This is a genomic window from Campylobacter blaseri (genome assembly GCF_013201895.1).
Lineage (GTDB): Bacteria > Campylobacterota > Campylobacteria > Campylobacterales > Campylobacteraceae > Campylobacter_B > Campylobacter_B blaseri.
In genome coordinates, this window is sequence record NZ_CP053841.1 from 773691 (window position 1) to 795753 (window position 22063).

A 22063-nucleotide genomic window follows, 5' to 3' on the forward strand; every position below is an offset into this window, starting at 1 on the left:
AAGATGATTTTACTAAATTCATTAAACTTTTAGAAAGTAAAGGTATAAAAAAATATGAATTTTTTTAATTAAGAGCATAAAAAGTTATTCTACTAACCTCTTATGCTTTTCTAAACAGGCTTGCCATTTTTATGAAATGATCAGCTTTTTCATATTCGGGTTTTGTTTTTAGGCTGACTGTGATGTAGATAATTAAAGAAATTCCTATCCCTAAAACAGCTTGTGTGGTTGAACGAACTTCCCAAAATGCAGGAAGATTAATATCAAAACTTCTTATTAGATTGTAAAAACAATAGACAAGCCCAAATATCATAGATGCTAAAGCTCCTTTTGAATTTCCTCTACGCCAAATAAACCCAGCAACAAGTGGCACAAAAACACCCGTTGTAATTACATCAGAAGCTATCCATGAAATTTCTAAAATGGATCGAATTTTTAGTGATATTAAAAGAGCTACTATTGTAACTATAAGTGTTGATATGCGTGAGAATTTCAACTTCTTTTTTTCATCATTCTCTTTGGTATTTAAATCTATAGCAAGTGTCATGGCGCCTGTATTTATAAGAGAGTCCATAGTTGACATTATAGCAGCTGAAATTCCTACAAATACCAAAGCGCCTAAAATAGGGTGCATATAGTTCATAACAATAGCCGTAACCACGCCACCTTCTGGGATATCTTTAAAAAGAACAATGCCCGCCATACCTGTAAAAACCACTATAAGATAAAGCGGTATGTAGGCAAAAAAGCTAAGAACAGTCATCTTATAGGCATCATTATCACTTTTTGTGGCTGAAATTCTTTGCCAAACATTTGCCTGTATCATCCACGCACACCCAAAAGTTATAACATAAGTTAGATATTTTGAAGCACCAGCACTTATGCTCATATAGTCATCTTTTCCTAAAATAGCCGCTGCATTGCTAATTTCGCTAAAGCCACCAGAATTTACAAAAGCAACTATAAAAACAGCTATGGCGGATATAACTAGTAATACAAATTGAATTATATCAGTAAGTACAACACCACGAAAACCACCAAATATAGAATATATTAAAACTATGCTAGTTCCAATTATAACGGCTAATTCATAGTTCATTCCTAGATATGTTCCAAAAAAATTACCAATTCCCACCATTTGTGAGGCAGCGGTAAATGTCATAAAGATTAGTATCATAATGGATAAAATTGTAGAAACTGTTTTGGAGTATCTAGCCTCCATCATTTTACCTTGTGTTAGGTATTGCACTTTTCTAATGGAGCGTGAGCCAAGTATCATTAAAAAAGTAGATATTAAAACAGGAACTCCATAATACCAAAAAGCACCAAGCCCATCATCATATGCAAGATTTGCCGTTTCTATAGCGGATGCGGCTCCCCACCAAGAAGCTATAAAGGTTATGGAGAGTGTCCAAAATGGAAGCAATCTTCCAGCAAAGAAATAGTCTAAAATACAACTGTTTTTATTTTCTCTCATTACTGCAATAAGAAGCACTATAAAATATATAATTAGCCCAATCAAAGATGTTATTTGTAATGTTGACAAATTTTGTCCTTTTTGATTTCTAAGAGAAATGATATTGCAATAGTGATAAAATGTCAATAAATAGGCTTAAATTAGTTGTAATAGATTGTAATATTTTATTTTAAGGTATAATCTAAAATAAATTTCAATGGAGAAGCTATATGAAAAAAGTAAAATTTTTTAGTGGTGAGGAGATTCCCTTAGAGTTTCACAAAGTTAGAGTGGTTCAAAAACTAAATTTACAAAACATAGATAGAAGACTGGAAGCTATAAAAGAGGCTGGAAATAATACCTTTTTGCTTAAAAACCAAGATATATTTTTAGATATGCTAACTGATAGTGGTGTAAACGCTATGAGCGATAACCAGGTAGCATCAATGCTAAGAGCAGATGATAGCTATGCAGGAAGCCAAACTTTTAGCAGACTTGAAAAAAGTGTAAAAGAATTTTTTAATAAAAGATATTTTTTACCAGTTCATCAAGGTAGAGCCGCAGAAAATATAATTTCCAAAGCGATGGTTAAAGAAAATAGTTCAGTCATTACAAATTACCATTTTACAACTAGCAGAGCCCATGTCATGATGAACGGCGGAGATATGATAGAAGCCATTAATAAAGCAGGAATAGAGGTTAATAGCAATAATCTTTTTAAAGGAAATATGGATATAGAGTTATTGACAGAGCAAATCAATAAAAAAGGCTCAGAAAATATCTCATTTGTAAGAATGGAAGCAGGCACAAATTTAATAGGTGGACAGCCTTTTTCAATAGAAAATTTAAAAAATGTAAAGAAAATTTGTAATGAGTATGAAATTCCACTAGTCTTAGATGCAAGTCTTTTAAGTGATAATCTTTATTTTATAAAAACAAGAGAAGAGAGATATAAAAACTCAACTATAAAAGAGATATTAAATGAGATATCTAATTGCTGTGATGTTATATATTTTTCAGCTAGAAAGTTAAGCAGTGCAAGAGGTGGCGGAATTTGTTTTGATAGTGAAAAATATTACTATAAAATGAGAGAACTTCTTACTCTTTATGAAGGTTTTTTAACATATGGTGGTATGTCTGTAAGAGAGATGGAGGCTATTGCGGTTGGACTTGAAGAAACTTTGGATTTTGATAATATTTCTCAAGGACCAGAGTTTATTAAATATATGACAGATGAGCTAGTTAAAGCTAATGTTCCTGTGGTAACTCCTGCTGGAGGCCTTGGTTGCCATATAGATGCTATGGAGTTTGTATCTCATATTAAAAGAGAAGAGTATAGAGCGGGATCCTTGGCATCTGCGCTTTATATTGTAAGCGGTTGTAGAGGCATGGAGAGAGGTACTATATCTGAAGAGAGAAATCCTGATGGAAGTGAACATATATCAGATATGGAGCTTTTAAGAATGGCAATGCCTAGAAGGGTATTTACCTTGTCGCAGGTTAAATTTATTATAGATAGAATTATTTGGCTACACAAAAACAAAGAGTTAATAGGGGGTCTTAAATTTATTGATGAACCATCAAAGTTAAGATTTTTCTTAGGTAAATTAGCGCCAACTTCTAATTGGCAAGAAGAGTTAGTTAGAAAATTTAAACAAGATTTTGGAAATAGCTTGTAATGCAATGCCATATCTAAATTTTATAAAAATTTTGGCATGTAAATTGGGCTGTTTTTTGTCCTTGATATTTGTTTTAATTAGATAAACCACAAAAAATGTATCGGTGGAAAATTTAAAAAAAGATAATAAAATGCAATTTAAAGATTTAAAATCTCTGCTTCAAAGTGAAGATCTAACATCTCTTCGTAAAAAATAGGTTATGCCAAAGTATCAAAATTTAAAAAGCGATAGAAGTCATCATATCATCAAAAAGTCTAGATGCATTTTTAGATAAAGGCTATTATGATGGCTTATATAGCTCAAAAGAACTTATTTTAGAGCTTTGCAAGGTTTTAAATATTGATTTATCAGATGAATTAGCTTAGTAAAAAAGATTAGCATTGAAAAAAGTAGTAGCTTCTCACTATAAGAAGTAAGATGAAAAATTGCTAATTTTTGGTAATATAGTAGGCTATAAATTACGGCTAGATGGAAAAGATTATACTTTTTTTAATGCTGGCGAGCTTATACAAAAAGAGATATCAGAGAGTATAGTAACTTTAACTTTAAAAATAAAAACTTAATTGATGTTTTAAAATTAAATGTTTGATACTAGGTAATAAAATTTAAAGAAGTTTTATAAAAATAAATGGTGCCCGGAGCCGGAATCGAACCGGCACGGAGTTGCCTCCGCCAGATTTTGAATCTGGTGCGTCTACCAATTTCACCACCCGGGCAGTATAATAACTAAAATAGTAAAAGATAATTATATCTTTTTAATCTTAAATTTGATTAAACTATTTACTTCTTGATATTAAAATTCCTGCAAATATAATTAAAATAATTCCCATAAATCCACTAAAATCAGGAAGAGTATCTCCTAATAAAAACCCAAAAACCATTGAAAAAGGTATATTTGCATAGCTAAGTGGTGCAACAAGTCCAGCTTTGCTAACTTCATAACTTTTTGTCATAAAAATTTGAGCTATGGTGGCAAAAATACCAATGCCTAAAATATGTATAAAATCAATTCCTTTTGGCGTTATAAAAGGAGATAACATAAAATCTAAACTAGGATTTGTATAAAAACTACCAACTATCATTAAAACGGCTGGTCCTATGGTGCCTATTAAAGCAAAAGATAAAACAATAGTTCTAGTATCATAGTATTGCCTTAGTCCCCGTATGCTTGTATAAGCAAGTCCAGCACCAACGCCACTAAAAATACCTAAAAAATCATTTTTATTAAACCCTATTTCAGGTTTGGTAAAAAGCAAAAGTCCAAAAAAGCCAATAGCTATAGCTATCCATCCAAGTTTTCCAATCCTCTCTTTTAAAAATATAAATGCAAAAATTGCTGTAAAAATAGGAGATGTTTGAGAAAAAGTCATAGCATTTGCAAGTGGGATTGTTGCGATATTATAAAAAAATGCAAGAAGTGCAGAAAACCCCATAAAACCTCTAAAAAATAAAAGCCAAGGTTTGCCACCTTTATTGTTAAGTGGAGATTTTACAATGCTTATAAAAATTATAATAACACTTATAATATTTCTAAAAAAAACTACTTCTAGCGAGCTTAAATTTCCACTTAATAGCTTTGTAAAAATGCCCATAATAGCAAAGGATAGGGCAGATGCTAACATATATATAGCACCAAGGTTTACATTTTTTAACATAATTTACTTTTATTTATTAGAATTTGAAATATTTGAATGTTATTAGGTGCTAAAAAGCACCTAACATTATTTTGTTTTAGCAACTGCTTCTTTAAGCTGTTTTCCAACTTTAAATTTAACTACATTTGTTGCAGGTGATTTATAAGTTTTATTAGTTCCTGGAACTTTACCTTCTCTTGCAGCTCTTTTTGCAATATCAAAAGATCCAAAACCTATAAAGCTTACAGATTCGCCTTTTACAAGTGATTCTTTTATGGCTTCAAGCATAGCATCAACTACACTTGTTGTGTCTTTTTTTGATAAACCAGCTTTTTGAGCAACTAATTGAATAAATTCAGCTTTTTTCATGAGCATCCTTTTTTAAGATTTGTTAAAACCATTCTACAATACTTTTTTTAAAAAAACAATACTTTTTTAAAAATTTTTCCCATAAAATAGGAGTTTTGTTATGAAAATTTCAAATTTATTGGTTAAAGCCATGAATTTCTACTATTTTTCTCAAATTTAATATAAATGAATTTAATTCATTATTAGCTTGAACATCTGTTAAGTTTTCTTTATTTATTGTAATTTCTTTATTGTTAAATTTAGTTTTTAAAATATCAAAAATATCCTTATCTGTCCTTGTTCCATCAAAAAGCAACAAAGTATTAAGCTCTAAATCACTAAATTCATAATTTGCACCCCATTTTGTTGAAAAAGAGATAACAGGATTTTCAGTTTTGATGTGATATTTTATATATTTTAGCCAAGAAGATTTTATTTTTGGCTTTTCTTCTTTTTTTAGTATAAATTTTTCAGAATGGATACTAACTTGTTTATTATGTATAAGATCTAATACTTCTAGATATATATTTTTATTAGTAGAAAAACGCTCTTTTAGTTCTTTAATTGTTATAGTATTTGGATAAATTTTTTCTAAGTATTCTTGAATTTCTTTATAAACATAGTCAAAATTGCGACTATTTTTAATATTTATATTTTCTAAATTTTTTATTTTAAAATTTTTAGAAATTCCTATATTATTTTTATTATTTATATGAGTTATTATACTTGTTCTAAATTGTCTATTATAGATAAAATCATAATATTGCTCTTTTGCGATAGAATCATCCCCACATTCGTTTGACAGTGCTTCTTCCATATTGATATTTTCATGTTGATATAGTGGTATTGTTTTAGAAATTTCTGAGTCACATATATGTGATAAACCTTTTTTGGATAACATATTATTAAATTCGTAAAGATATATTGGCTGGTTTACTTCCTCATAATATTCATGATATATATAGTAATTTGATTTTTCTAGAACATTTTTAGCCATGTCTTTTAAAGTTTCATTTAAATATGAGTAATTTCTTAAAAACTCAATAGCGCCTTTGCCATAACTAACAATGTTTGAGTTATCTATGTTTTGACCATTTTTCTTCAATAAATCAGCTCTAAATGTCATTATATCTCTTAATATATCCATATTTTTCCAACCCGGATAGGTATTATAAGATATACAAGCTACGCCATTTGGAGATAAGCTATTTTTAATGACTTCTAATATCTTATTTTGAACTTCTTTATTTACCCAACTAAAAACTCCATGGCAGATAATATAGTCAAAAAATCCAAACTCGTTATTATAATCTAAAATATTTTTTTGATACAAGTTTAAATTTTTTAAACCTAAAAAATTTACTATATTTTGTCCAGCTTCTATTTGGACACCCGATAAGTCAATCCCTACAACATATGAATTTGGATTTGCTATTGAAAATGGTATTATATTTCCACCAAAAGAGCAACCAATCTCTAAAACTCTAGCACTGCTTATTTTCTCTGCAAAAAAACCAAATAGTTGTAGCACTGCATTTAAATGATCTGGCTGTGTTAAAGCAAAAGATTTTGAAGGATATGGTATTTCATCGTAAGATTTTTCAGATGTTTTATTTTTAATCATAAATTTACCTTATATATTTTAAATAATAAATATATTACAATAAATTTAATTAAAAATATAATAATTTTTATATTATTTCTAGTAAAATTTCGTTTTTATTTTTTATTTTTTTAATATCAATTAGTCTAAGATTATCAATGTTTATTGTTTTAAATTCATCTAAAGTGGAAATTTTTTGCTTTGCAATCTCTTTTAAAATTATACCTCTGTAGTGTTTTGCATAGTGGCTAACAGTTTTACCTTCTTTTAAAAATTTTAAAGTTGTAAAATCTTTTTTTATGTTATAAAATTTTTCATAAAAGGTAGCTCTTAAATCTAAAATATCTTCATTTTTTAAGTATTCATCTAAAGATTTACTAAAATTTTCTTTATAAAAGTTTTCTATTTTAAAACTACCAAGTTTTTGCCCCTGTTTAAATTTATAATTAGGCAAGATGTCATTTGCCAAAATAGGACCAAATAAATTTGAGAAAATAATTACATTTTTATCAATATACTCTTGTGAAGTTTTATCTAGTAGAGTGTAATTAAGTGCTTTATACGCAACTCCAGAGTATCTAAGGATAGCTTTTATACCAGTTTTTTCTTTGTAACTTTGTTGGTAGTATTTGATGTCATTTACATTTTTCAGCCCAAAAAATTCACTTATTTCTTTATCTGTAGAAAGCTTTATAAAATTATCATATATCTTAAAAGCCTCTTCTCTTTTATCTTTTAAATGTGGAAAAATAAAATTATTAAAATCAAATATTGTAGTTCCTAAAATAGATGTTTTAGATTCGCTTGGTGAAAAAAGTATCTTCATAGTATTCCTGAAAGTAGATATGGCGCGCCCTAGAAGATTCGAACTTCTGACCTTTTGAACCGCAATCAAATGCTCTATCCAGCTGAGCTAAGGGCGCTAGAATATAAAGAATATGTATAATACATAAATCTCGCTTAAAATAAAATATAATTTTATAAGCTCTTAAACGATTTTATATTAATATATTAGGTGAATTTTAAGAATAAGGTTTAATATGAATGATTTTTTTGATAGTTTAAAAGAGATAAAAAAAGATATGATAAAAGATGATAAAAAAAATGAAGTAAAAAAAGTTAAAAAAAATCCAAATAGAGATGAATTTAAAGATATTTTTAAAGATGGGGATTTTGATATAGAAAAAGAGAGCATAGCACATAGAGAAAAAAGATTAAAAAATGAATTTGAAGCTTATATAAAGCATGCAAATATAAAGAAAATATGATAAATATCATACCTTTTTGTACTTTAGATACTCTTTGTCCATATTTAAAAGATAGGCAAAGCAGAACTGAATATATTTTTATAAATGGGTGTGATTTTGCACTAAATTCGAAGCTTGTAAAGTATGGCTATAGAAGATTTGGAAGATATTTTCAAAAACCAATTTGTAAAGATTGCAAAGAGTGCATTAGTGTTAGGATAAATAGTTTTGAGTTTAAGCCTAGTAAAAGTCAAAGACGAGTCATAAGAAAAAATGAAAAAACAAAATGGATAATTTCAAAACCCATAGTTGATGATGAACATATAGCACTTTTTGATAAATATCATAAACATATGTATTTTAAAAGAGATTGGCAATATTATGATATAGATTTAATAAAATATTATGATTTATATGTGATTGGGCATGGAAATTTTGGAAAAGAGATATCTTATTATAATGAATATGATGAGCTTATTTGTGTAGATTTAATCGATGTTATTAATGATGGCATAAGTTCTATATACTGCTATTATGATCCTGATTATGCTCATTTAAGCTTAGGTAAGTTTTCTCTTTTAAAAGAGATTGAAATTGCTAAAAGCTTAAATTTACAATGGGTATATTTAGGGTATTATGTAAAAGGTTGTCAAAGTTTAGAGTATAAAAAAGAGTTTATGCCACAGCAAAAACTTGAAGAGTATGTTGGTTTTAATGAGATTCCAAATTGGAGTTAATGGCATTTTTAATTGTTTTTTAATAAAATAATCTGAATAATTTTTAAAGGTTGATTGTGTTTGGACATATATTTAGAGAATATGATATTAGAGGTATCTTTGAAAGAGATTTAAATGAAATATCTACTAAGGCTATAGGGTATGCTCTTGGTCTTGAGATGAAGAAAAGAGGAGTTGAGTCTGTTAGTGTTGGATATGATGCAAGGCTTAGTGCTGACATGCTTTTTAAATACTTAGCAAGTGGGCTCAATAAAGCAAACTTGCAAGTTTTCGATATAGGGTTGGTTCCAACTCCTGTTGGGTATTTTAGTACTTTTACAGATAATTTTGATGCAAATATTATGATTACAGGAAGTCATAATCCAAAAGATTATAATGGATTTAAAATAACTATATATAAAGATAGTTATTTTGGACAAGATTTGCAAGAGTTAAAAGTTAAAGTTAGTGAAATTTTATACAATAAAGTGGATATAGAAAATAATTTTAAAGCTATAAAATCAGACATTTTATCTAAATATATAGACTATATATCAAAGAAATTTGAACATTTAAAAGGTATGAAATGTAGGATTATAAGCGATTGTGCTAATGGAACTGCCGGAGTAGTTTTACAAAAATTAAAAGAAAATTTAAAATTAGATATGGAAATTTTATACTCAAATCCTGATGGAAATTTTCCAAACCATCACCCAGATCCAAGCATAGAGGATAATTTAAAAGATATAAAAAACTATCTTTTGAAAGATTTTGATATAGGTTTTGGTTTTGATGGAGATAGTGATAGAATAGCTGTTGTTACTAAAAAACGAAATATAAAAGGCGATGAACTTGCTTATTTATATGCCTTAAATATGGATAACCCAAAAATAATGGGAGAGGTTAAATTTTCACAAAATATCTACGAAGCTATAAACAAGATAGGCTCAACATATATGGGAAAAACAGGGCATAGTAATATTAAAAAAGCTATGAAAGAGCAGGGTATCGACCTTGGAGCAGAAGTTAGTGGACATATATTTTTTAAAGAGAGATATCTAGGTTTTGATGACGCTATCTATGCTATGCTTAGAATGCTGGAATTAATTTATAAAGGTATTGACTTAGATAAAGAGCTTGAAAAGTTGCCAAAAGTATTTTCTACAGATGAAATTAAAATAGAAGTTAGCGAAGAGAATAAATTTGATATAGTAAATAAATTTATTAAGTTTTTAAAAGAAAACAGTGGTGATTTTGATGAAATACTTAGCATGAGTGAGATTGATGGAATAAGGGTTCACTTTAAAGATGGTTGGGCACTGCTTAGAGCAAGCAATACAACGCCTGTATTGGTTGCTAGGTTTGAAGCAAATTCTAAGAAGTATATGCAAGAACTTAAAAATAAATTTACAAACACAGTTGAAAAAATAAAAAATATTACTTGATAAAGGATTAAAAGTTGATAGAAGTGATAAAAAATAGATCAAATAACCATTGTGAAATTTGTGGAAGTGATAAGAATTTAGATATATATTTTATTAAAAATGAGATTAATTTTGGTGCAAATTTATGTGCTGAATGCATGGAAGCTGTTACAAATTTCAATATAGAAAATCCAGCAAAATATGAGTGCTTAGAAATAGCAATGTGGAGTGAAATTCCAGCGGTAAAAGTGCTTTCTTACCAAATTCTAAACACATTAAAAAATGAAGCATTTGCAAAGGATTTGTTGGATATTTTGTATATAGAAGATGAACTTAAAGATTTAGCAAATTTGCCAACTAATGATATTACAAAGACATTTGATAGCAATGGTTCTATTTTAAAACAAGGCGATAGCGTAACTCTTATAAAAGATTTAGAAGTAAAGGGTGCAGGCTTTACGGCTAAAAGAGGAACTTTGGTTAAAAATATAATGTTAACAAATAACCCTGAACAAGTTGAGGGTAAAATAAATGGAACTAGAATAGTTCTTTTAAGTAAATTTTTGAAAAAAGTTTAATGTTTCAATAAATACAAAATTGGAATCTATCTCTCTGAACTTGCTATATTTTTGAAGGGAAGGTTAGAAAGGTATTTAAGGATGTAGTGAAAAGATTACTAAATTTTACTTAAGAAAGAATTTACAACGGTTTTTCAAAATTAGTTTATAAAATAGCTTAACTAGTGCTTTTAATCTACAATTTTGGGCTATTTTATTTTTTATGATTTAGTCTTAGTTATTTTAGTAAAAGCAGTAGTTTTATTATGATTGGTTTTTGCTATTTATTCATTTTAGGTAATAAATATATAATTTTATATTTTATATCTATTTTTATTTTTTTTAAAAAATACTCTCTTATTTCATCTTTATCTTTGCTCGAAATTAATGGTATTATTTGTTTATAATTGTTTGTTTTTATATACTACACTAGCACCAATTCCAGCAACATTTATTTTCATATTTTTTAATTCTATATCTTTTTTCTTTTCTATAAATTCACTGACATTTGTTACTTCGCCGTTTGCCTTTGTTTTTATATATTTTTGTGCCAATTCTTTTGCATTTCCGTCATATGTCATAGCGTGTATATCGTTTGCTAATACTGCTGTATCAACGACATCATTTAACAATTTAAGCAATTCTTCTAAATACTTAGAATTTTCTAAAAGTCTTTGATAAGCCTTATCTAACTCAATCCTAGCTTTCGCTTCTCTACTACCTGTTGAACTCATAGTTAGCTCCTTTAAAAATATATTATTTAAAATCTTCTTTTTTAAATTCAAAAAGTGCGGTTATTTTCTTTGGTGTTTTATCCAAATTTTTACCGGTTTTTATTTGAAAATATCGTTTTAATTCTTTGTAATCACTTTCAGAACTAATCATAAAATTTATAAATTTATGATTTCTGCCTTTTATAAATAAAACATCGTAAAAAAAATCAACTTTTGACTTTGAATATAATAAATTTTGCACAAATAAAAATAATACTAAAAAAAATCCCAAAATTGACAAAGTAATCAAAAAACCTTTAAGTATAGCGATACACAACAGAATAAAACAGCATATAAAAATAGCAATTTTTTTACCTAAAATATCGCTATCATAATACGCAACAGGAAAACTATAATTTATAGTTTTAAAAACATTGAAAATTCCACCTATTTGAATTTCTGAAAGTATTGTATTTTTAAATTTTCACTATCCTTGTAATATATTATCAAATTTAAAAAATAATCCGGTGTTCTATTCGACATTTGCCAAATACTAAAGGCAATCTTACGAAAAGGATTAAGCATAATATTGTCTTTTATAACAATCGGTTCTTTATCATAATCCCTTAAATTCTTGTTTTTATTAAAAACATCGTTTTCCATATTTTATCCTTTTTATAAAATTTCTTTGCAAATTCAAATTCAAACTTACGCAACAAGTAAATTTAAATTTGCAAATCGTAGCTAATACTAGTCTTGTTTCCGTTTTCAAAAAGGACATTTGAAGTTTGTCTGTGTTCATTGCCGTTTTCATCTATAAAATCGCTATTTTCATAATCTAAGTTTATCTCTTTTATACCAAGTTCTTTTAGAGATTTTATTTCATTTTCACTTAGTTTAGCATCCCCGTTAGTATCTTGCCAGATTGCTAAGCTTTCATAGCCTAGTAAGTCCAGTTCATTTATCACCCCATCACTATTATTATCAAATTCCTTTAATGCTTCAAATCCATTAGCTGCCAAATTTCCATTTGATAGTAAAGTATGATTTCCAAATAGTTCACTTCCGTTTGTTGCACTATTTGCGATTAAGGTTTTATTGATTAAAATTCCGTCATTTTTATCTATCCAAGCAGTATTTTCTGCAAATTTGTTGTTATCTAAGTCAAAGTATATTTTGTTATTTTTTCTTGATATTGTTTTTATGCCATCACCATTTAAGTCAATTACAATCGGAGAAGTTTTAGTTAAAGCAGGGGTTGTATCCGGGAAAGTATCGTTTGGGTTATCGTCTTCGTCATCATCTTGTATAGTGCCTATGCCATTTTTAGTAAATTTAGCTTTAAGATTTTCAGACATAGAATCAATCTTAGCAATTACTTCAAACTTTTCATCATCTTCTTCTTTTTCATCATCTTTCCATTTATAAGTATAAGTTGCACTAATGCCGTCTACTTTTTCATCATAGTGGTAACCTTTTGCTAAGTGAGTATCTTTACCTGGTTTTCCAAATAGATATTTTTTATCATTTACATTAACTATTATATATTCACCATCTTCAAAGAAAAAGCTTTTATCTTTTAAAAATGTCTTATCATCTCTATCATCATTTTTAAGAGTTATAGTAAATTCCATACTCTCCTCTTTTTCTTTTGCAGAACTATCACTTACTTCAATTGCTATTTCATCTTTATCTAGTAAAACTATGCCTAAGTCATTTTTATCTTTATTAAAATTTTCTATAGTTACATTTCCAGCAGAACCTGTTAATATTGTAAGTGTTTTAGTTGATTTATTATAAGAATATATATCAGAACCATTAAAGTATAAATCTTCACCATTTTTACTATAAGAAAACTTACCACCCTTCATTAGTTTACTATTTAAAAATACCCTTCCTTTTCCATCACTATCTTTTATAGTTGCACTACCATTAAGCATATAAGTATCAAAGCCATTTCCACCATCAATCTCATGACCATCATAAGATACAAATGTATCATTACCATCTCCACCTATTAATATGTCATTACCACGACCTGATATAAAATAGTCATCTCCACTTCCACCAAACAATACATCATTAGATGAGTTTTGACCACCTTTAATTGTTCCACTAAAAGACTCTGCAAGTGGACGAGAGTAAACATCTCCATTTGGCATTGTAATTTTTAATATGCCTTTACTCAAAGCATCCAAATCTGGTAGTTCTGATGATGTGTTTTTTATCTCATCATATTTTTTCTGAAACCAACCTTTTATATCTATAAGAGCATCATGACCAGTTAGCTCAGAAACTAAATTTATAACATCTATAGTAAAAAGGACTTGACCAACTCCTGGGATGAGCTTTTTTGCTGATAAAAATCCAGTTAACCCATCAGCAAGAGCACCAACTGTTACTCTTCCTAGAGATTGACCACTATCTAGCTGATCTATAATATCAACAAGAATTACAGCTTTTCCAATTTTGTTAATTTTTTCTTCAAGCTTGTCTTGAGCTTCTTCTGACATCGTTCCAGTAGCTTTGCCTATTTCTAACTTTGCTTTCTTAAATATCTCATCAGCTTTTAATCCTTTTTGTATAAGTAACTCTATCAACTCTCTAGCTAAATGGCTATTTGCAAGTAGTCTTTCATACGCCCTATCTAACTCATAGTTAGCTTTTTCTTCTCTTGTCATCTCTTTCTCCTTAATACATTGATTTTCTAATATTATTTAAATCTTTATCTAAAACATCAAAAAAGTATTGTCTTAAACTTATATACTCATCATTTGAAAAGTAATTAAGCCAGTGTCCTGCTCTAGCTTGATATAAATTTCCAATTGTTATTTTTAAATATGGTGAAAAGTTATATAAACTTCCATTTTTTTTACGATATATGATTTTCTTTACAGCCTTATCATACATAGCTACTGAAAATAAAGCCAAACACATAGCTATTAATGCCGGTATTTGTCCTGCATATATAGCTAAAATAAGTATTATAATTAACCAAAAATTAACATCAAAAGAATTATCTTTAAAGTTAAAACAATCTCCTATATAATTTTTTTTTAAATATGAACTTACATCATTTTTTTTAAATTTATACTCATCTACAATCTTGCCATTTTTATAAAATATAAACTTATTATTATAAAGCTTTATTGTTCTTTTGTTTTCAAACATAAAAAAATAGTAACTTATATAATCAAGCAAAGGACAAAGAACTAACATAATAAAAAGTGAAATACAAGCATGAAACATAGTAATTGAGTCATCATTTGGCAAAAATACAAAAAATGAAACAATCATCGAACACATAAAAAATATATAATCAACAATCCCATGACAATTCATAAACCAATTATAATTTTCTAATTTTAAGGGCTGCATATCGTAGTTTCTACCACTTTTTGTTAGTTCATTGTTTTTAAACATTGAGTTTGTAGTTTTATTTTTTGTTTTATTTTTATTGTTTTGGTTTGCATTATTTGCATTTTTACTATTTAAATTTATGCTATTATTTGTATTGTTGAAATTCTTATTTTGGTTTTGATTATTTAATCTATCATCTAATTTTAAACTATTATTTTTATTTAGTAAATTTAAACTACTATTTTCACTATCCAAATTTGAATTTTGATTATCTAAATTTGTTTTATTTAAATTTGAAGTATTGTCTTTATTATTTAAGTTATTATCTAAATTTATATTATTGTTTGTATTATTTAAATTCTTATTTGAGCTTTCAGTATGTAGATTTAAATTATTGGTTTTATTGTTAAATTTTAAATTACTATTTTTATTTAATAAATTTGCATTATCATTTTCACTATTTAAATTTAAATTCTTATCGTTTAGATTATTGTTAGTTGAATTTAAATTATTCTTAGTTAAATTTGAGTTATTAAAATTTGTATATTTAGTAGATGTTTTAGCTTTTCTTTCTGCTAAGATTTTTCTTAACTTTTCATTTTTATTTAAGTTTTCATTATCTATATCTGACATCTATAGTTATTGCTCCTAGAAGATTTTAAAAGCATAAATTCAAATATAATGCACTATGCATAACAAACATATTGATTATAATTAATTTTATCTAAATAAACCTTAGATAAATTTAGTTAATTTTTATTAATTTAAAATTATATTTTAAATTTAATAGTTGAAAACTATTATCAACAATCTTAGTTTTAAATTTATCTTTTTATCTAATAAATTAAAATTTACTATTTAAAACTTATATATAAACTTAGTTTTCTTATGCTACTAAACTTATATATAAGTTTGTCTTGTTTGATGTTAATTTATTAGATTATTTTATAATGTTTTTTAAATTTATATCCCTATTTTCAATAGCTAGCAATGGAAAATTTTTAAGTATGGTATCTAAATCCCAAATAGTGCTATTTTTAAATTTAATCTTTTCTATGACACCATTACCTAAATCCTCTAATATATTAAAGTAATTTTGAATGGTTATTTTATCGTCTGCTAAATTTCTATTTTTATCAACAAATTCTATAACTAAATTTACTAACTTTCTTGATAGTTTTATCTCATTTGGGTTTATATCTTACCAATGTAATGGTGTTGCTATTTCCTCTATTATCATATATAGCACCTTTGCCATCTTTTAAATGCATAAGTATCATTTTTACCATTTAAAGCAGAGAATTATACATTAAAAACTAAAATATATGTTCTAAATGTAGCGCTAATCTACAAAATGCTTAAAATTTAAAACTCTCTCCAAGATAGTATTTTTTAACATCCTTATTTTCTGAAACTTCTTTAGATGTCCCGCTTGTTAGAAGACTACCATCTTTTATAACATATGCTCTATCACAAATTGCCAAGGTTTCACGAACATTATGATCAGTTATTAGTATGCCTATATTTAGGCTTTTAAGCTCTTTAATGATATTTTGTATATCAGCAACTGCAATTGGGTCAACTCCAGCAAACGGTTCATCTAGAAGTAAAAATTTAGGAGTGATAACAAGACTTCTTGCTATCTCACATCTTCTTCTTTCTCCACCACTTAAGCTGACTCCAAGTCTATTTTTAATTGGTTCTATATTTAAAAGTTCCAATGTTTCATTTACTTTTTTTTGAATTTCATCTTTATTTTTACAATTAACTTCAGCCGCTAAAAGTAGGTTTTCTTCAACAGTTAAATCTTTAAAAACACTGCTTTCTTGGGGCAGATAGCCTATTCCAAGGTTTGCTCTTTTATGAAGTGGTGCTTTTGTTATTATCTCATTGTCTAATTTAACATCACCTTTTGTGGGAGATATTAAACCACATATCATATAAAAAGTTGTAGTTTTTCCAGCGCCATTTGGACCTAAGAGTCCTACGATTTCCCCACTTTTTACATATAGCGAAACACCTTTTATAATGTTTGATTTTTTTATAGTTTTTTCTAAATTTATAGCTTCTAGTTTATGCATAACTTACCTTGTATTTTCGTTTATCTTCATAAATTTCTATATTTATAACACAACATTTAATCTCAAATTTATTAAGAAGTGCTATAAGCTCATCATCACCCCATTCAACTATATGCAGCCCATCTTCAAAAAAATTTTCAAATAGACCATTTTTTTTAAGACCATCAACACCATTTTGATAGATATCATAGTGAAAAACATCTTCATAATTTTGCATAACAGAAAATGTTGGAGATGAAACATTAGCTATTATTCCTAGATTATGAATAATAGCTTTAGTTAGTGTTGTTTTTCCACTAGCTAGGTTTCCTTTTAGTATGATAACACCTTCTTTTGGGAGCTTTTTAGCTAAAATTTCAAGTTCATTTTCGCTTAAGATGATTTCAAAATTTTGCATTAAGTTTATAACTCTTTGATGTATCTTGCTTGATCACTTTTAGGGGTGTTTTTTGAAGTTGGGATGTCTAAAACTTCATAGTTACTCTCTTTGGTTAAAAATTTAATTGTAATTTTATCTCCGATTTTTACAACTTTAGCACCTTTTGCAACTACGCCATTTAAACTAACAACACCACTTTTGCACATATCATCGCTAATTGAGCGTCTTTTTGTAATATTTACAACATTTAAAAATTTATCTAATCTCATAAAGTTATTTTATCTAAAAATACTTAAAAATACTATTTACCTTTTTTTAAATGAAATTTGGGTAAAATTAAAACCAAAAATTTAAAATAAGGCGATAAAAATGAAAAAAGATATTAAAAAGGTTGTTTTGGCATACTCAGGCGGACTTGATACGAGCATTATTTTAAAATGGCTTGGCGATGAGTATGGTTGTGAGGTTGTAACTTTTACTGCTGATATTGGGCAAAATGAAGATTTAGCTCCTATAAAAGAAAAAGCTTTAAAACTTGGTATAAAAGAGAAAAATATTTTTATTGAGGATTTAAAAGAGGAATTTACAAAAAATTATGTATTTCCTATGTTTAGAGCAAATGCTGTTTATGAAGGAGAATATCTTTTAGGAACATCAATTGCTAGACCATTAATAGCAAAAAAACTTGTTGAAATTGCAAAGCAAACAGGTGCAGACGCTATTTCACATGGTGCAACAGGAAAGGGAAATGATCAAGTTAGATTTGAACTTGGTGCATATGCTTTAATGCCTGATATTAAAGTTATAGCTCCTTGGAGAGAGTGGGATCTAAATAGTCGTGAAAAACTTCTTGCATATGCAAAGAAAAACGATATTAAAATAGAGCAAAAAAAAGGTAAATCTCCATACTCTATGGATGCAAATTTACTTCATATCTCATATGAGGGACTTATTTTAGAAGATCCAAATGCAGCTCCTGAAAAGGATATGTGGAGATGGAGTGTTGATCCAAAAGATGCACCAAATGAGAGTGAAATTATTGAGATTGAGTATAAAAATGGCGATCCTGTAGCTCTAAATGGAAAGGCTTTAAAACCGCATGAAATTTTAGATGCATTAAACAGACTTGGTGCAAAACATGGAATTGGAAGACTTGATTTAGTTGAAAACAGATATGTTGGTATGAAATCAAGAGGTTGCTATGAAACTCCGGGTGGAACAATAATGCTAAAAGCGCATAGAGCAATTGAGAGTTTAACTTTAGATAGCGGTGCAGCACATCTAAAAGATGAAATTATGCCAAAATACGCTGAGCTTATTTATAATGGATTTTGGTTTAGTCCAGAAAGACTTATGCTTCAAGCATTGATAGATGAGTCACAAAAACATGTAAATGGTGTAGTTAGACTTGAACTTTATAAAGGAAATGTTATAGTATTAGGTAGAAGCAGCAAAACAGATAGCTTGTTTAATGTTGATTTTAGCACCTTTGAAGAAGATGATGTGTTTGATCAAAAAGATGCAGATGGCTTTATAAAACTTAGTGCATTAAGATTTATAATAGCAGGAAAAAACGGAAGAAAAATTATATAGTTAAAATTAAAGGAAAAAGATGAAAGTTTTATTATTAAAAGATGTAAAATCTCTTGGAAAAGCAGGGGAAATAAAAGATGTAAAAGATGGATATGGACATAATTTTTTAGTTGCAAAAGGCTTGGCAAAAGTTGCAACACCGGATGTTTTACGCCAATACGAAGCAGCTAAAAAAAGAGAAGCTGATGAATTAAGATATGAGATTGAAACATATAATAAACTTGCAAAAGAGTTAGAAAACATAACAATTACCATTAAAAAGCCAGTAGGTGCTAATGGCTCTTTGTTTGGTTCAGTTACAAAAGATGAGATTGCAGATGCATTGAAAGAACAAAAAGCACTCGAAATAGACAAAAAAGCACTCGAAATAGATAGCATAAAGTCTGTTGGAATTTATAGCGTAAATATCAAATTTAAGCACGGAATTCACGGCTCTTTTAAAATTGATGTGGTGAGTGAATAATGTTTCATGCTACAACGATTTTAGCCTATAAGGGTAAAAACGGCTCAGTTATTGGTGGTGATGGTCAGGTAAGTTTTGGAAATACTGTACTAAAAGGCACAGCCACCAAGATAAGAAAAATAGGTAAAGATGGCTCAGTTTTAGGTGGCTTTGCAGGAAGTACGGCTGATGCTTTTAATCTATTTGATATGTTTGAAAAACATCTTGATGGTTCAAAAGGCGATCTGTTAAAGGCTGCTATCGAGTTTAGTAAAGAGTGGAGAAAAGATAGATATCTTAGAAAGCTTGAAGCTATGATGCTTGTTTTAAATAGAGATCATATTTTTTTACTTAGTGGTAATGGCGATGTTGTTGAGCCTGATGATGAAAAAATAGCTGCTATTGGAAGTGGTGGAAACTATGCATTAAGCGCAGCAAGAGCTTTGGATAAATTTGGCACATTAAATGAAGAAGAGCTTGTTAAAGAGAGTTTAAAAGTTGCTGGTGAGATATGTATATATACAAATTTGAACATAAAAACATTATCAATATGGGATGGAAAATAGATGCTTACACCAAAACAAATAGTTGAAAAATTAGATGAGTATGTGATAGGGCAAAAAGATGCTAAAAAAACGATAGCAGTTGCGCTTAGAAACAGATATAGAAGAATGAAACTTAGCGATGATATGCGAGATGAAGTCATCCCAAAAAATATTTTAATGATAGGCTCAACTGGTGTTGGAAAAACTGAGATTGCTAGAAGATTATCAAAGCTTTTTGGATTTCCGTTTATAAAGGTTGAAGCTAGTAAGTATACAGAAGTTGGTTTTGTCGGGAGAGATGTTGAGGGAATGGTAAGAGATCTAGTCGCTGCTTCATTTTCTTTAGTTAAAGCTGAAGAGATAGAAAAAAGCACTGATAAAATTAATGATAGCGTGGAAAGAATAATACTTGAAAAATTACTTCCACCATTGCCAAAAGGTGCAAGTGATGATAAACTTGAAGACTACAAAAGAAGTTATGATAAGATGAGAGAGAGGCTTTTAAATGGGGGTTTGGATGATCTTAATATAGAGATTGAAATAACCCAAAGCTCATTGGAATCAAACCCAAATTTACCACCTGAAATGGCAAATATGCAAGAGAGTTTTGTCAAAATTATAGGAATTGGAAATAAAAAAGTTAAAAAAACTTTAAAAATTAAAGATGCAAAAAATATATTAAAAAATGAAGTTAGTGAAAAAGTTTTAGATATTGAAAGTGTTAAAACAGAAGCGCTAAGAAGAGCGCAAGATGAAGGTATAATTTTTATAGATGAGATAGATAAAGTTGCAGTTTCTAGTGGAAGTTCTAATAGGCAAGATCCTAGTAAAGAGGGTGTTCAAAGAGATTTACTTCCAATAGTTGAAGGCTCATCAGTTTCAACAAAGTATGGGAATATAAACACAGACCACATACTTTTTATAGCAGCTGGAGCTTTTCACATAAGCAAACCAAGTGATTTGATACCTGAACTTCAAGGAAGATTTCCTTTGAGGGTTGAGCTTGATAGCTTAGATGAAAATACTCTTTTTCAGATACTAACTAAAACTAAAAACTCACTACTTAAACAGTATATAGCACTTATTAAAACTGAAGATGTTGATCTTAGTTTTAGTGATGAGGCTATAAAAGCTATAGCAAAAATAGCAGCAAATGCAAACCAAAGCATAGAAGACATAGGCGCTAGAAGACTTCATACTGTAATAGAAAAAGTTTTAGAAGATATAAGTTTTGAGGCTGATAAGTTTGCTGGACAAAGTATAATTGTAGATGAAAAACTTGTTAATGAAAAATTAGGTGAAATTTTAGAAGAGCAAGATTTAGCAAGGTATATTTTGTGAGTGAAAAAAATATAGGCAAAAGAAGTGGTTTTGTTACATTAATAGGGAGAACTAATGCAGGAAAAAGTTCTCTCCTAAATTTCTTGCTTGGTGAAAAAATTTCTATTGTTTCACATAAGGTTAATGCAACAAGAAGAAAAATTAATGGTATTGTAATGAATGGAAGTGATCAAATTATATTTGTTGATACCCCAGGACTTCATGAAAGTGGCAAACTTTTTAATAAGCTCATGGTTGATGTGGCTCTTAAGTCAATTGGCGATGCTGATTTGATACTATTTTTAGCATCAGTACATGATGATATTAAAAATTATCAAAATTTTTTAAAATTAAATCCTAAAATAGGACATATTCTAGTTTTAACTAAAATTGATGAAGCTAGTCAAGAAAAACTAGCTAAAAAAATTACAGAATATTCTAAATTTCATGATAAGTTTTTAGCTTTAGTTCCTACTTCTATTAAAAAAAATATTTGTAAAAAACCACTTTTAGATGAGATTAGTAAAAATTTACCAGAGCATGAATATTTTTATAATCCTGAGTTAATTAGCACAACAAATGTGAGAGATATTTATAGAGATTTTATATTAGAGGCTATATTTGACTCCGTTAGTAGTGAAGTTCCGTATTCAACTGATGTTTTGATTGATAAAATTGTTGAAAAAGAAGAATTAGTATCTATTTATGCAAAGATTATAACAGATACTAACTCTCACAAAGGTATATTAATTGGCAAAAACGGAGATGCTATTAAAAGAATAGGGATTAAAGCTAAAAAACTAATTTCAGAGTTTGAGGATAGTAAAATATTCCTAAAATTAGAAATTAGTATAAAAAAAAACTGGAAAAGTGATAAAAATATCATTAAAAAGAGCTTTGTATATTGACTTTTAATAAAAATTAAATTAAACTTACATTAAATATAAAATAGAACTAGGTGGATTT

The 22063-nt window shown here is 28.1% G+C and carries 25 protein-coding genes and 2 tRNA genes; 11 read left to right on the top strand and 16 right to left on the bottom strand.

The window, feature by feature from the left end; all coding sequences use genetic code 11:
- Positions 1–100: 100 nt before the first annotated feature.
- Complete coding sequence (locus CBLAS_RS03990; protein ID WP_106870404.1) at positions 101–1546, bottom strand: sodium:solute symporter family protein; 1446 nt, start codon at positions 1544–1546, stop codon at positions 101–103.
- Positions 1547–1686: 140 nt separating this feature from the next.
- Between CBLAS_RS03990 and CBLAS_RS03995 the strand changes: the two genes are divergently transcribed.
- Together CBLAS_RS03995 and CBLAS_RS04000 are read left to right on the top strand one after the other, a co-directional pair.
- Positions 1687–3135: a tryptophanase gene (locus CBLAS_RS03995; RefSeq protein WP_106870406.1), complete on the top strand. Its 1449-nt coding sequence runs from the start codon at positions 1687–1689 to the stop codon at positions 3133–3135.
- Between the two features lie 425 nt (positions 3136–3560).
- On the top strand, positions 3561–3698 hold the full coding sequence (locus CBLAS_RS04000) for a hypothetical protein (RefSeq protein WP_157940011.1): 138 nt from the start codon (positions 3561–3563) through the stop codon (positions 3696–3698).
- A 66-nt stretch (positions 3699–3764) separates the two neighbouring features.
- On the opposite strand, the gene CBLAS_RS04005 is transcribed toward CBLAS_RS04000, so the two are convergent.
- The 6 genes from CBLAS_RS04005 to CBLAS_RS04030 form a co-directional block, all read right to left on the bottom strand.
- Positions 3765–3851: transfer RNA gene (locus CBLAS_RS04005), tRNA-Leu, on the bottom strand.
- A 60-nt stretch (positions 3852–3911) separates the two neighbouring features.
- Positions 3912–4790: a DMT family transporter gene (locus CBLAS_RS04010; RefSeq protein WP_106870408.1), complete on the bottom strand. Its 879-nt coding sequence runs from the start codon at positions 4788–4790 to the stop codon at positions 3912–3914.
- Positions 4791–4856: 66 nt separating this feature from the next.
- Complete coding sequence (locus CBLAS_RS04015; RefSeq protein ID WP_106870410.1) at positions 4857–5138, bottom strand: HU family DNA-binding protein; 282 nt, start codon at positions 5136–5138, stop codon at positions 4857–4859.
- A gap of 115 nt (positions 5139–5253) precedes the next feature.
- Positions 5254–6741: a class I SAM-dependent methyltransferase gene (locus CBLAS_RS04020; protein ID WP_106870412.1), complete on the bottom strand. Its 1488-nt coding sequence runs from the start codon at positions 6739–6741 to the stop codon at positions 5254–5256.
- 67 nt (positions 6742–6808) lie between these two features.
- Positions 6809–7546, bottom strand: a complete 738-nt coding sequence (locus CBLAS_RS04025; protein WP_106870414.1) for a YaaA family protein — start codon at positions 7544–7546, stop codon at positions 6809–6811.
- 20 nt (positions 7547–7566) lie between these two features.
- Positions 7567–7643: transfer RNA gene (locus tag CBLAS_RS04030), tRNA-Arg, on the bottom strand.
- A gap of 117 nt (positions 7644–7760) precedes the next feature.
- Between CBLAS_RS04030 and CBLAS_RS04035 the strand changes: the two genes are divergently transcribed.
- Genes CBLAS_RS04035 through CBLAS_RS04050 form a run of 4 tightly spaced genes read left to right on the top strand, consistent with a single transcriptional unit; the run spans position 7761 to position 10685 of the window.
- Complete coding sequence (locus CBLAS_RS04035; protein WP_106870416.1) at positions 7761–7988, top strand: hypothetical protein; 228 nt, start codon at positions 7761–7763, stop codon at positions 7986–7988.
- A complete protein-coding gene (locus CBLAS_RS04040; protein ID WP_106870418.1) occupies positions 7985–8704 on the top strand; it encodes an arginyltransferase in 720 nt (239 codons plus the stop codon). The genes CBLAS_RS04035 and CBLAS_RS04040 overlap by 4 nt, the downstream gene beginning before the upstream one ends.
- A 56-nt stretch (positions 8705–8760) precedes the next feature.
- Positions 8761–10128, top strand: a complete 1368-nt coding sequence (locus CBLAS_RS04045) for a phosphomannomutase/phosphoglucomutase (protein ID WP_106870420.1) — start codon at positions 8761–8763, stop codon at positions 10126–10128.
- Positions 10129–10151: 23 nt separating this feature from the next.
- Positions 10152–10685, top strand: a complete 534-nt coding sequence (locus CBLAS_RS04050; RefSeq protein ID WP_241517581.1) for a PhnA domain-containing protein — start codon at positions 10152–10154, stop codon at positions 10683–10685.
- A gap of 380 nt (positions 10686–11065) precedes the next feature.
- Here the strand turns inward: CBLAS_RS04050 and CBLAS_RS04055 are convergent, their stop codons facing one another.
- The 9 genes from CBLAS_RS04055 to CBLAS_RS04095 form a co-directional block, all read right to left on the bottom strand.
- Positions 11066–11398 (bottom strand): hypothetical protein, encoded by a 333-nt coding sequence (locus tag CBLAS_RS04055; RefSeq protein WP_106870422.1) that lies wholly within the window; start codon positions 11396–11398, stop codon positions 11066–11068.
- A gap of 22 nt (positions 11399–11420) precedes the next feature.
- Positions 11421–11639: a hypothetical protein gene (locus CBLAS_RS04060; RefSeq protein WP_133169607.1), complete on the bottom strand. Its 219-nt coding sequence runs from the start codon at positions 11637–11639 to the stop codon at positions 11421–11423.
- A gap of 185 nt (positions 11640–11824) precedes the next feature.
- Positions 11825–12040, bottom strand: coding sequence for a hypothetical protein (locus tag CBLAS_RS04065; RefSeq protein WP_106870427.1), 216 nt, complete (start codon positions 12038–12040; stop codon positions 11825–11827).
- A gap of 62 nt (positions 12041–12102) precedes the next feature.
- Positions 12103–14058 (bottom strand): calcium-binding protein, encoded by a 1956-nt coding sequence (locus tag CBLAS_RS04070; protein ID WP_106870429.1) that lies wholly within the window; start codon positions 14056–14058, stop codon positions 12103–12105.
- A gap of 10 nt (positions 14059–14068) precedes the next feature.
- Complete coding sequence (locus CBLAS_RS04075; RefSeq protein WP_106870431.1) at positions 14069–15370, bottom strand: hypothetical protein; 1302 nt, start codon at positions 15368–15370, stop codon at positions 14069–14071.
- A 307-nt stretch (positions 15371–15677) separates the two neighbouring features.
- Positions 15678–15935, bottom strand: a complete 258-nt coding sequence (locus tag CBLAS_RS09755; protein ID WP_106870628.1) for a calcium-binding protein — start codon at positions 15933–15935, stop codon at positions 15678–15680.
- A gap of 160 nt (positions 15936–16095) precedes the next feature.
- Complete coding sequence (lptB, locus tag CBLAS_RS04085; RefSeq protein ID WP_106870433.1) at positions 16096–16818, bottom strand: LPS export ABC transporter ATP-binding protein; 723 nt, start codon at positions 16816–16818, stop codon at positions 16096–16098.
- Positions 16811–17215, bottom strand: coding sequence for a tRNA (adenosine(37)-N6)-threonylcarbamoyltransferase complex ATPase subunit type 1 TsaE (gene tsaE / locus CBLAS_RS04090; RefSeq protein WP_106870435.1), 405 nt, complete (start codon positions 17213–17215; stop codon positions 16811–16813). The genes lptB and tsaE overlap by 8 nt, the downstream gene beginning before the upstream one ends.
- 5 nt (positions 17216–17220) lie before the next feature.
- The gene (locus tag CBLAS_RS04095; protein WP_106870437.1) at positions 17221–17466 is read right to left on the bottom strand and encodes an RNA-binding S4 domain-containing protein; all 246 of its coding nucleotides are present in this window, start codon (positions 17464–17466) and stop codon (positions 17221–17223) included.
- A gap of 100 nt (positions 17467–17566) precedes the next feature.
- Between CBLAS_RS04095 and CBLAS_RS04100 the strand changes: the two genes are divergently transcribed.
- From CBLAS_RS04100 to era, 5 genes are read left to right on the top strand one after another with little or no spacing between them, the layout of a single operon-like run.
- A complete protein-coding gene (locus CBLAS_RS04100) occupies positions 17567–18790 on the top strand; it encodes an argininosuccinate synthase (protein WP_106870439.1) in 1224 nt (407 codons plus the stop codon).
- A 19-nt stretch (positions 18791–18809) separates the two neighbouring features.
- On the top strand, positions 18810–19253 hold the full coding sequence (gene rplI, locus CBLAS_RS04105) for a 50S ribosomal protein L9 (protein ID WP_106870441.1): 444 nt from the start codon (positions 18810–18812) through the stop codon (positions 19251–19253).
- On the top strand, positions 19253–19798 hold the full coding sequence (hslV, locus tag CBLAS_RS04110; protein ID WP_106870443.1) for an ATP-dependent protease subunit HslV: 546 nt from the start codon (positions 19253–19255) through the stop codon (positions 19796–19798). The genes rplI and hslV overlap by 1 nt, the downstream gene beginning before the upstream one ends.
- Positions 19799–21118 (top strand): ATP-dependent protease ATPase subunit HslU, encoded by a 1320-nt coding sequence (gene hslU / locus CBLAS_RS04115; protein WP_106870445.1) that lies wholly within the window; start codon positions 19799–19801, stop codon positions 21116–21118.
- Positions 21115–22005 (top strand): GTPase Era, encoded by an 891-nt coding sequence (gene era / locus CBLAS_RS04120; protein ID WP_106870447.1) that lies wholly within the window; start codon positions 21115–21117, stop codon positions 22003–22005. The genes hslU and era overlap by 4 nt, the downstream gene beginning before the upstream one ends.
- Positions 22006–22063 lie beyond the last annotated feature (58 nt).

Coding starts and splice junctions, on each gene's coding strand:
- hslV (WP_106870443.1), top strand. CDS start 19,253: ATGTTTCATGCTACAACGATTTTAGCCTATAAGGGTAAAAACGGCTCA.
- CBLAS_RS04055 (WP_106870422.1), bottom strand. CDS start 11,398: ATGAGTTCAACAGGTAGTAGAGAAGCGAAAGCTAGGATTGAGTTAGAT.
- CBLAS_RS04100 (WP_106870439.1), top strand. CDS start 17,567: ATGAAAAAAGATATTAAAAAGGTTGTTTTGGCATACTCAGGCGGACTT.
- CBLAS_RS04025 (WP_106870414.1), bottom strand. CDS start 7,546: ATGAAGATACTTTTTTCACCAAGCGAATCTAAAACATCTATTTTAGGA.
- CBLAS_RS04040 (WP_106870418.1), top strand. CDS start 7,985: ATGATAAATATCATACCTTTTTGTACTTTAGATACTCTTTGTCCATAT.
- rplI (WP_106870441.1), top strand. CDS start 18,810: ATGAAAGTTTTATTATTAAAAGATGTAAAATCTCTTGGAAAAGCAGGG.
- CBLAS_RS03995 (WP_106870406.1), top strand. CDS start 1,687: ATGAAAAAAGTAAAATTTTTTAGTGGTGAGGAGATTCCCTTAGAGTTT.
- CBLAS_RS04020 (WP_106870412.1), bottom strand. CDS start 6,741: ATGATTAAAAATAAAACATCTGAAAAATCTTACGATGAAATACCATAT.
- CBLAS_RS04070 (WP_106870429.1), bottom strand. CDS start 14,058: ATGACAAGAGAAGAAAAAGCTAACTATGAGTTAGATAGGGCGTATGAA.
- CBLAS_RS04010 (WP_106870408.1), bottom strand. CDS start 4,790: ATGTTAAAAAATGTAAACCTTGGTGCTATATATATGTTAGCATCTGCC.
- CBLAS_RS04015 (WP_106870410.1), bottom strand. CDS start 5,138: ATGAAAAAAGCTGAATTTATTCAATTAGTTGCTCAAAAAGCTGGTTTA.
- hslU (WP_106870445.1), top strand. CDS start 19,799: ATGCTTACACCAAAACAAATAGTTGAAAAATTAGATGAGTATGTGATA.
- CBLAS_RS04075 (WP_106870431.1), bottom strand. CDS start 15,370: ATGTCAGATATAGATAATGAAAACTTAAATAAAAATGAAAAGTTAAGA.
- tsaE (WP_106870435.1), bottom strand. CDS start 17,215: ATGCAAAATTTTGAAATCATCTTAAGCGAAAATGAACTTGAAATTTTA.
- CBLAS_RS04035 (WP_106870416.1), top strand. CDS start 7,761: ATGAATGATTTTTTTGATAGTTTAAAAGAGATAAAAAAAGATATGATA.
- CBLAS_RS04095 (WP_106870437.1), bottom strand. CDS start 17,466: ATGAGATTAGATAAATTTTTAAATGTTGTAAATATTACAAAAAGACGC.
- lptB (WP_106870433.1), bottom strand. CDS start 16,818: ATGCATAAACTAGAAGCTATAAATTTAGAAAAAACTATAAAAAAATCA.
- CBLAS_RS04065 (WP_106870427.1), bottom strand. CDS start 12,040: ATGGAAAACGATGTTTTTAATAAAAACAAGAATTTAAGGGATTATGAT.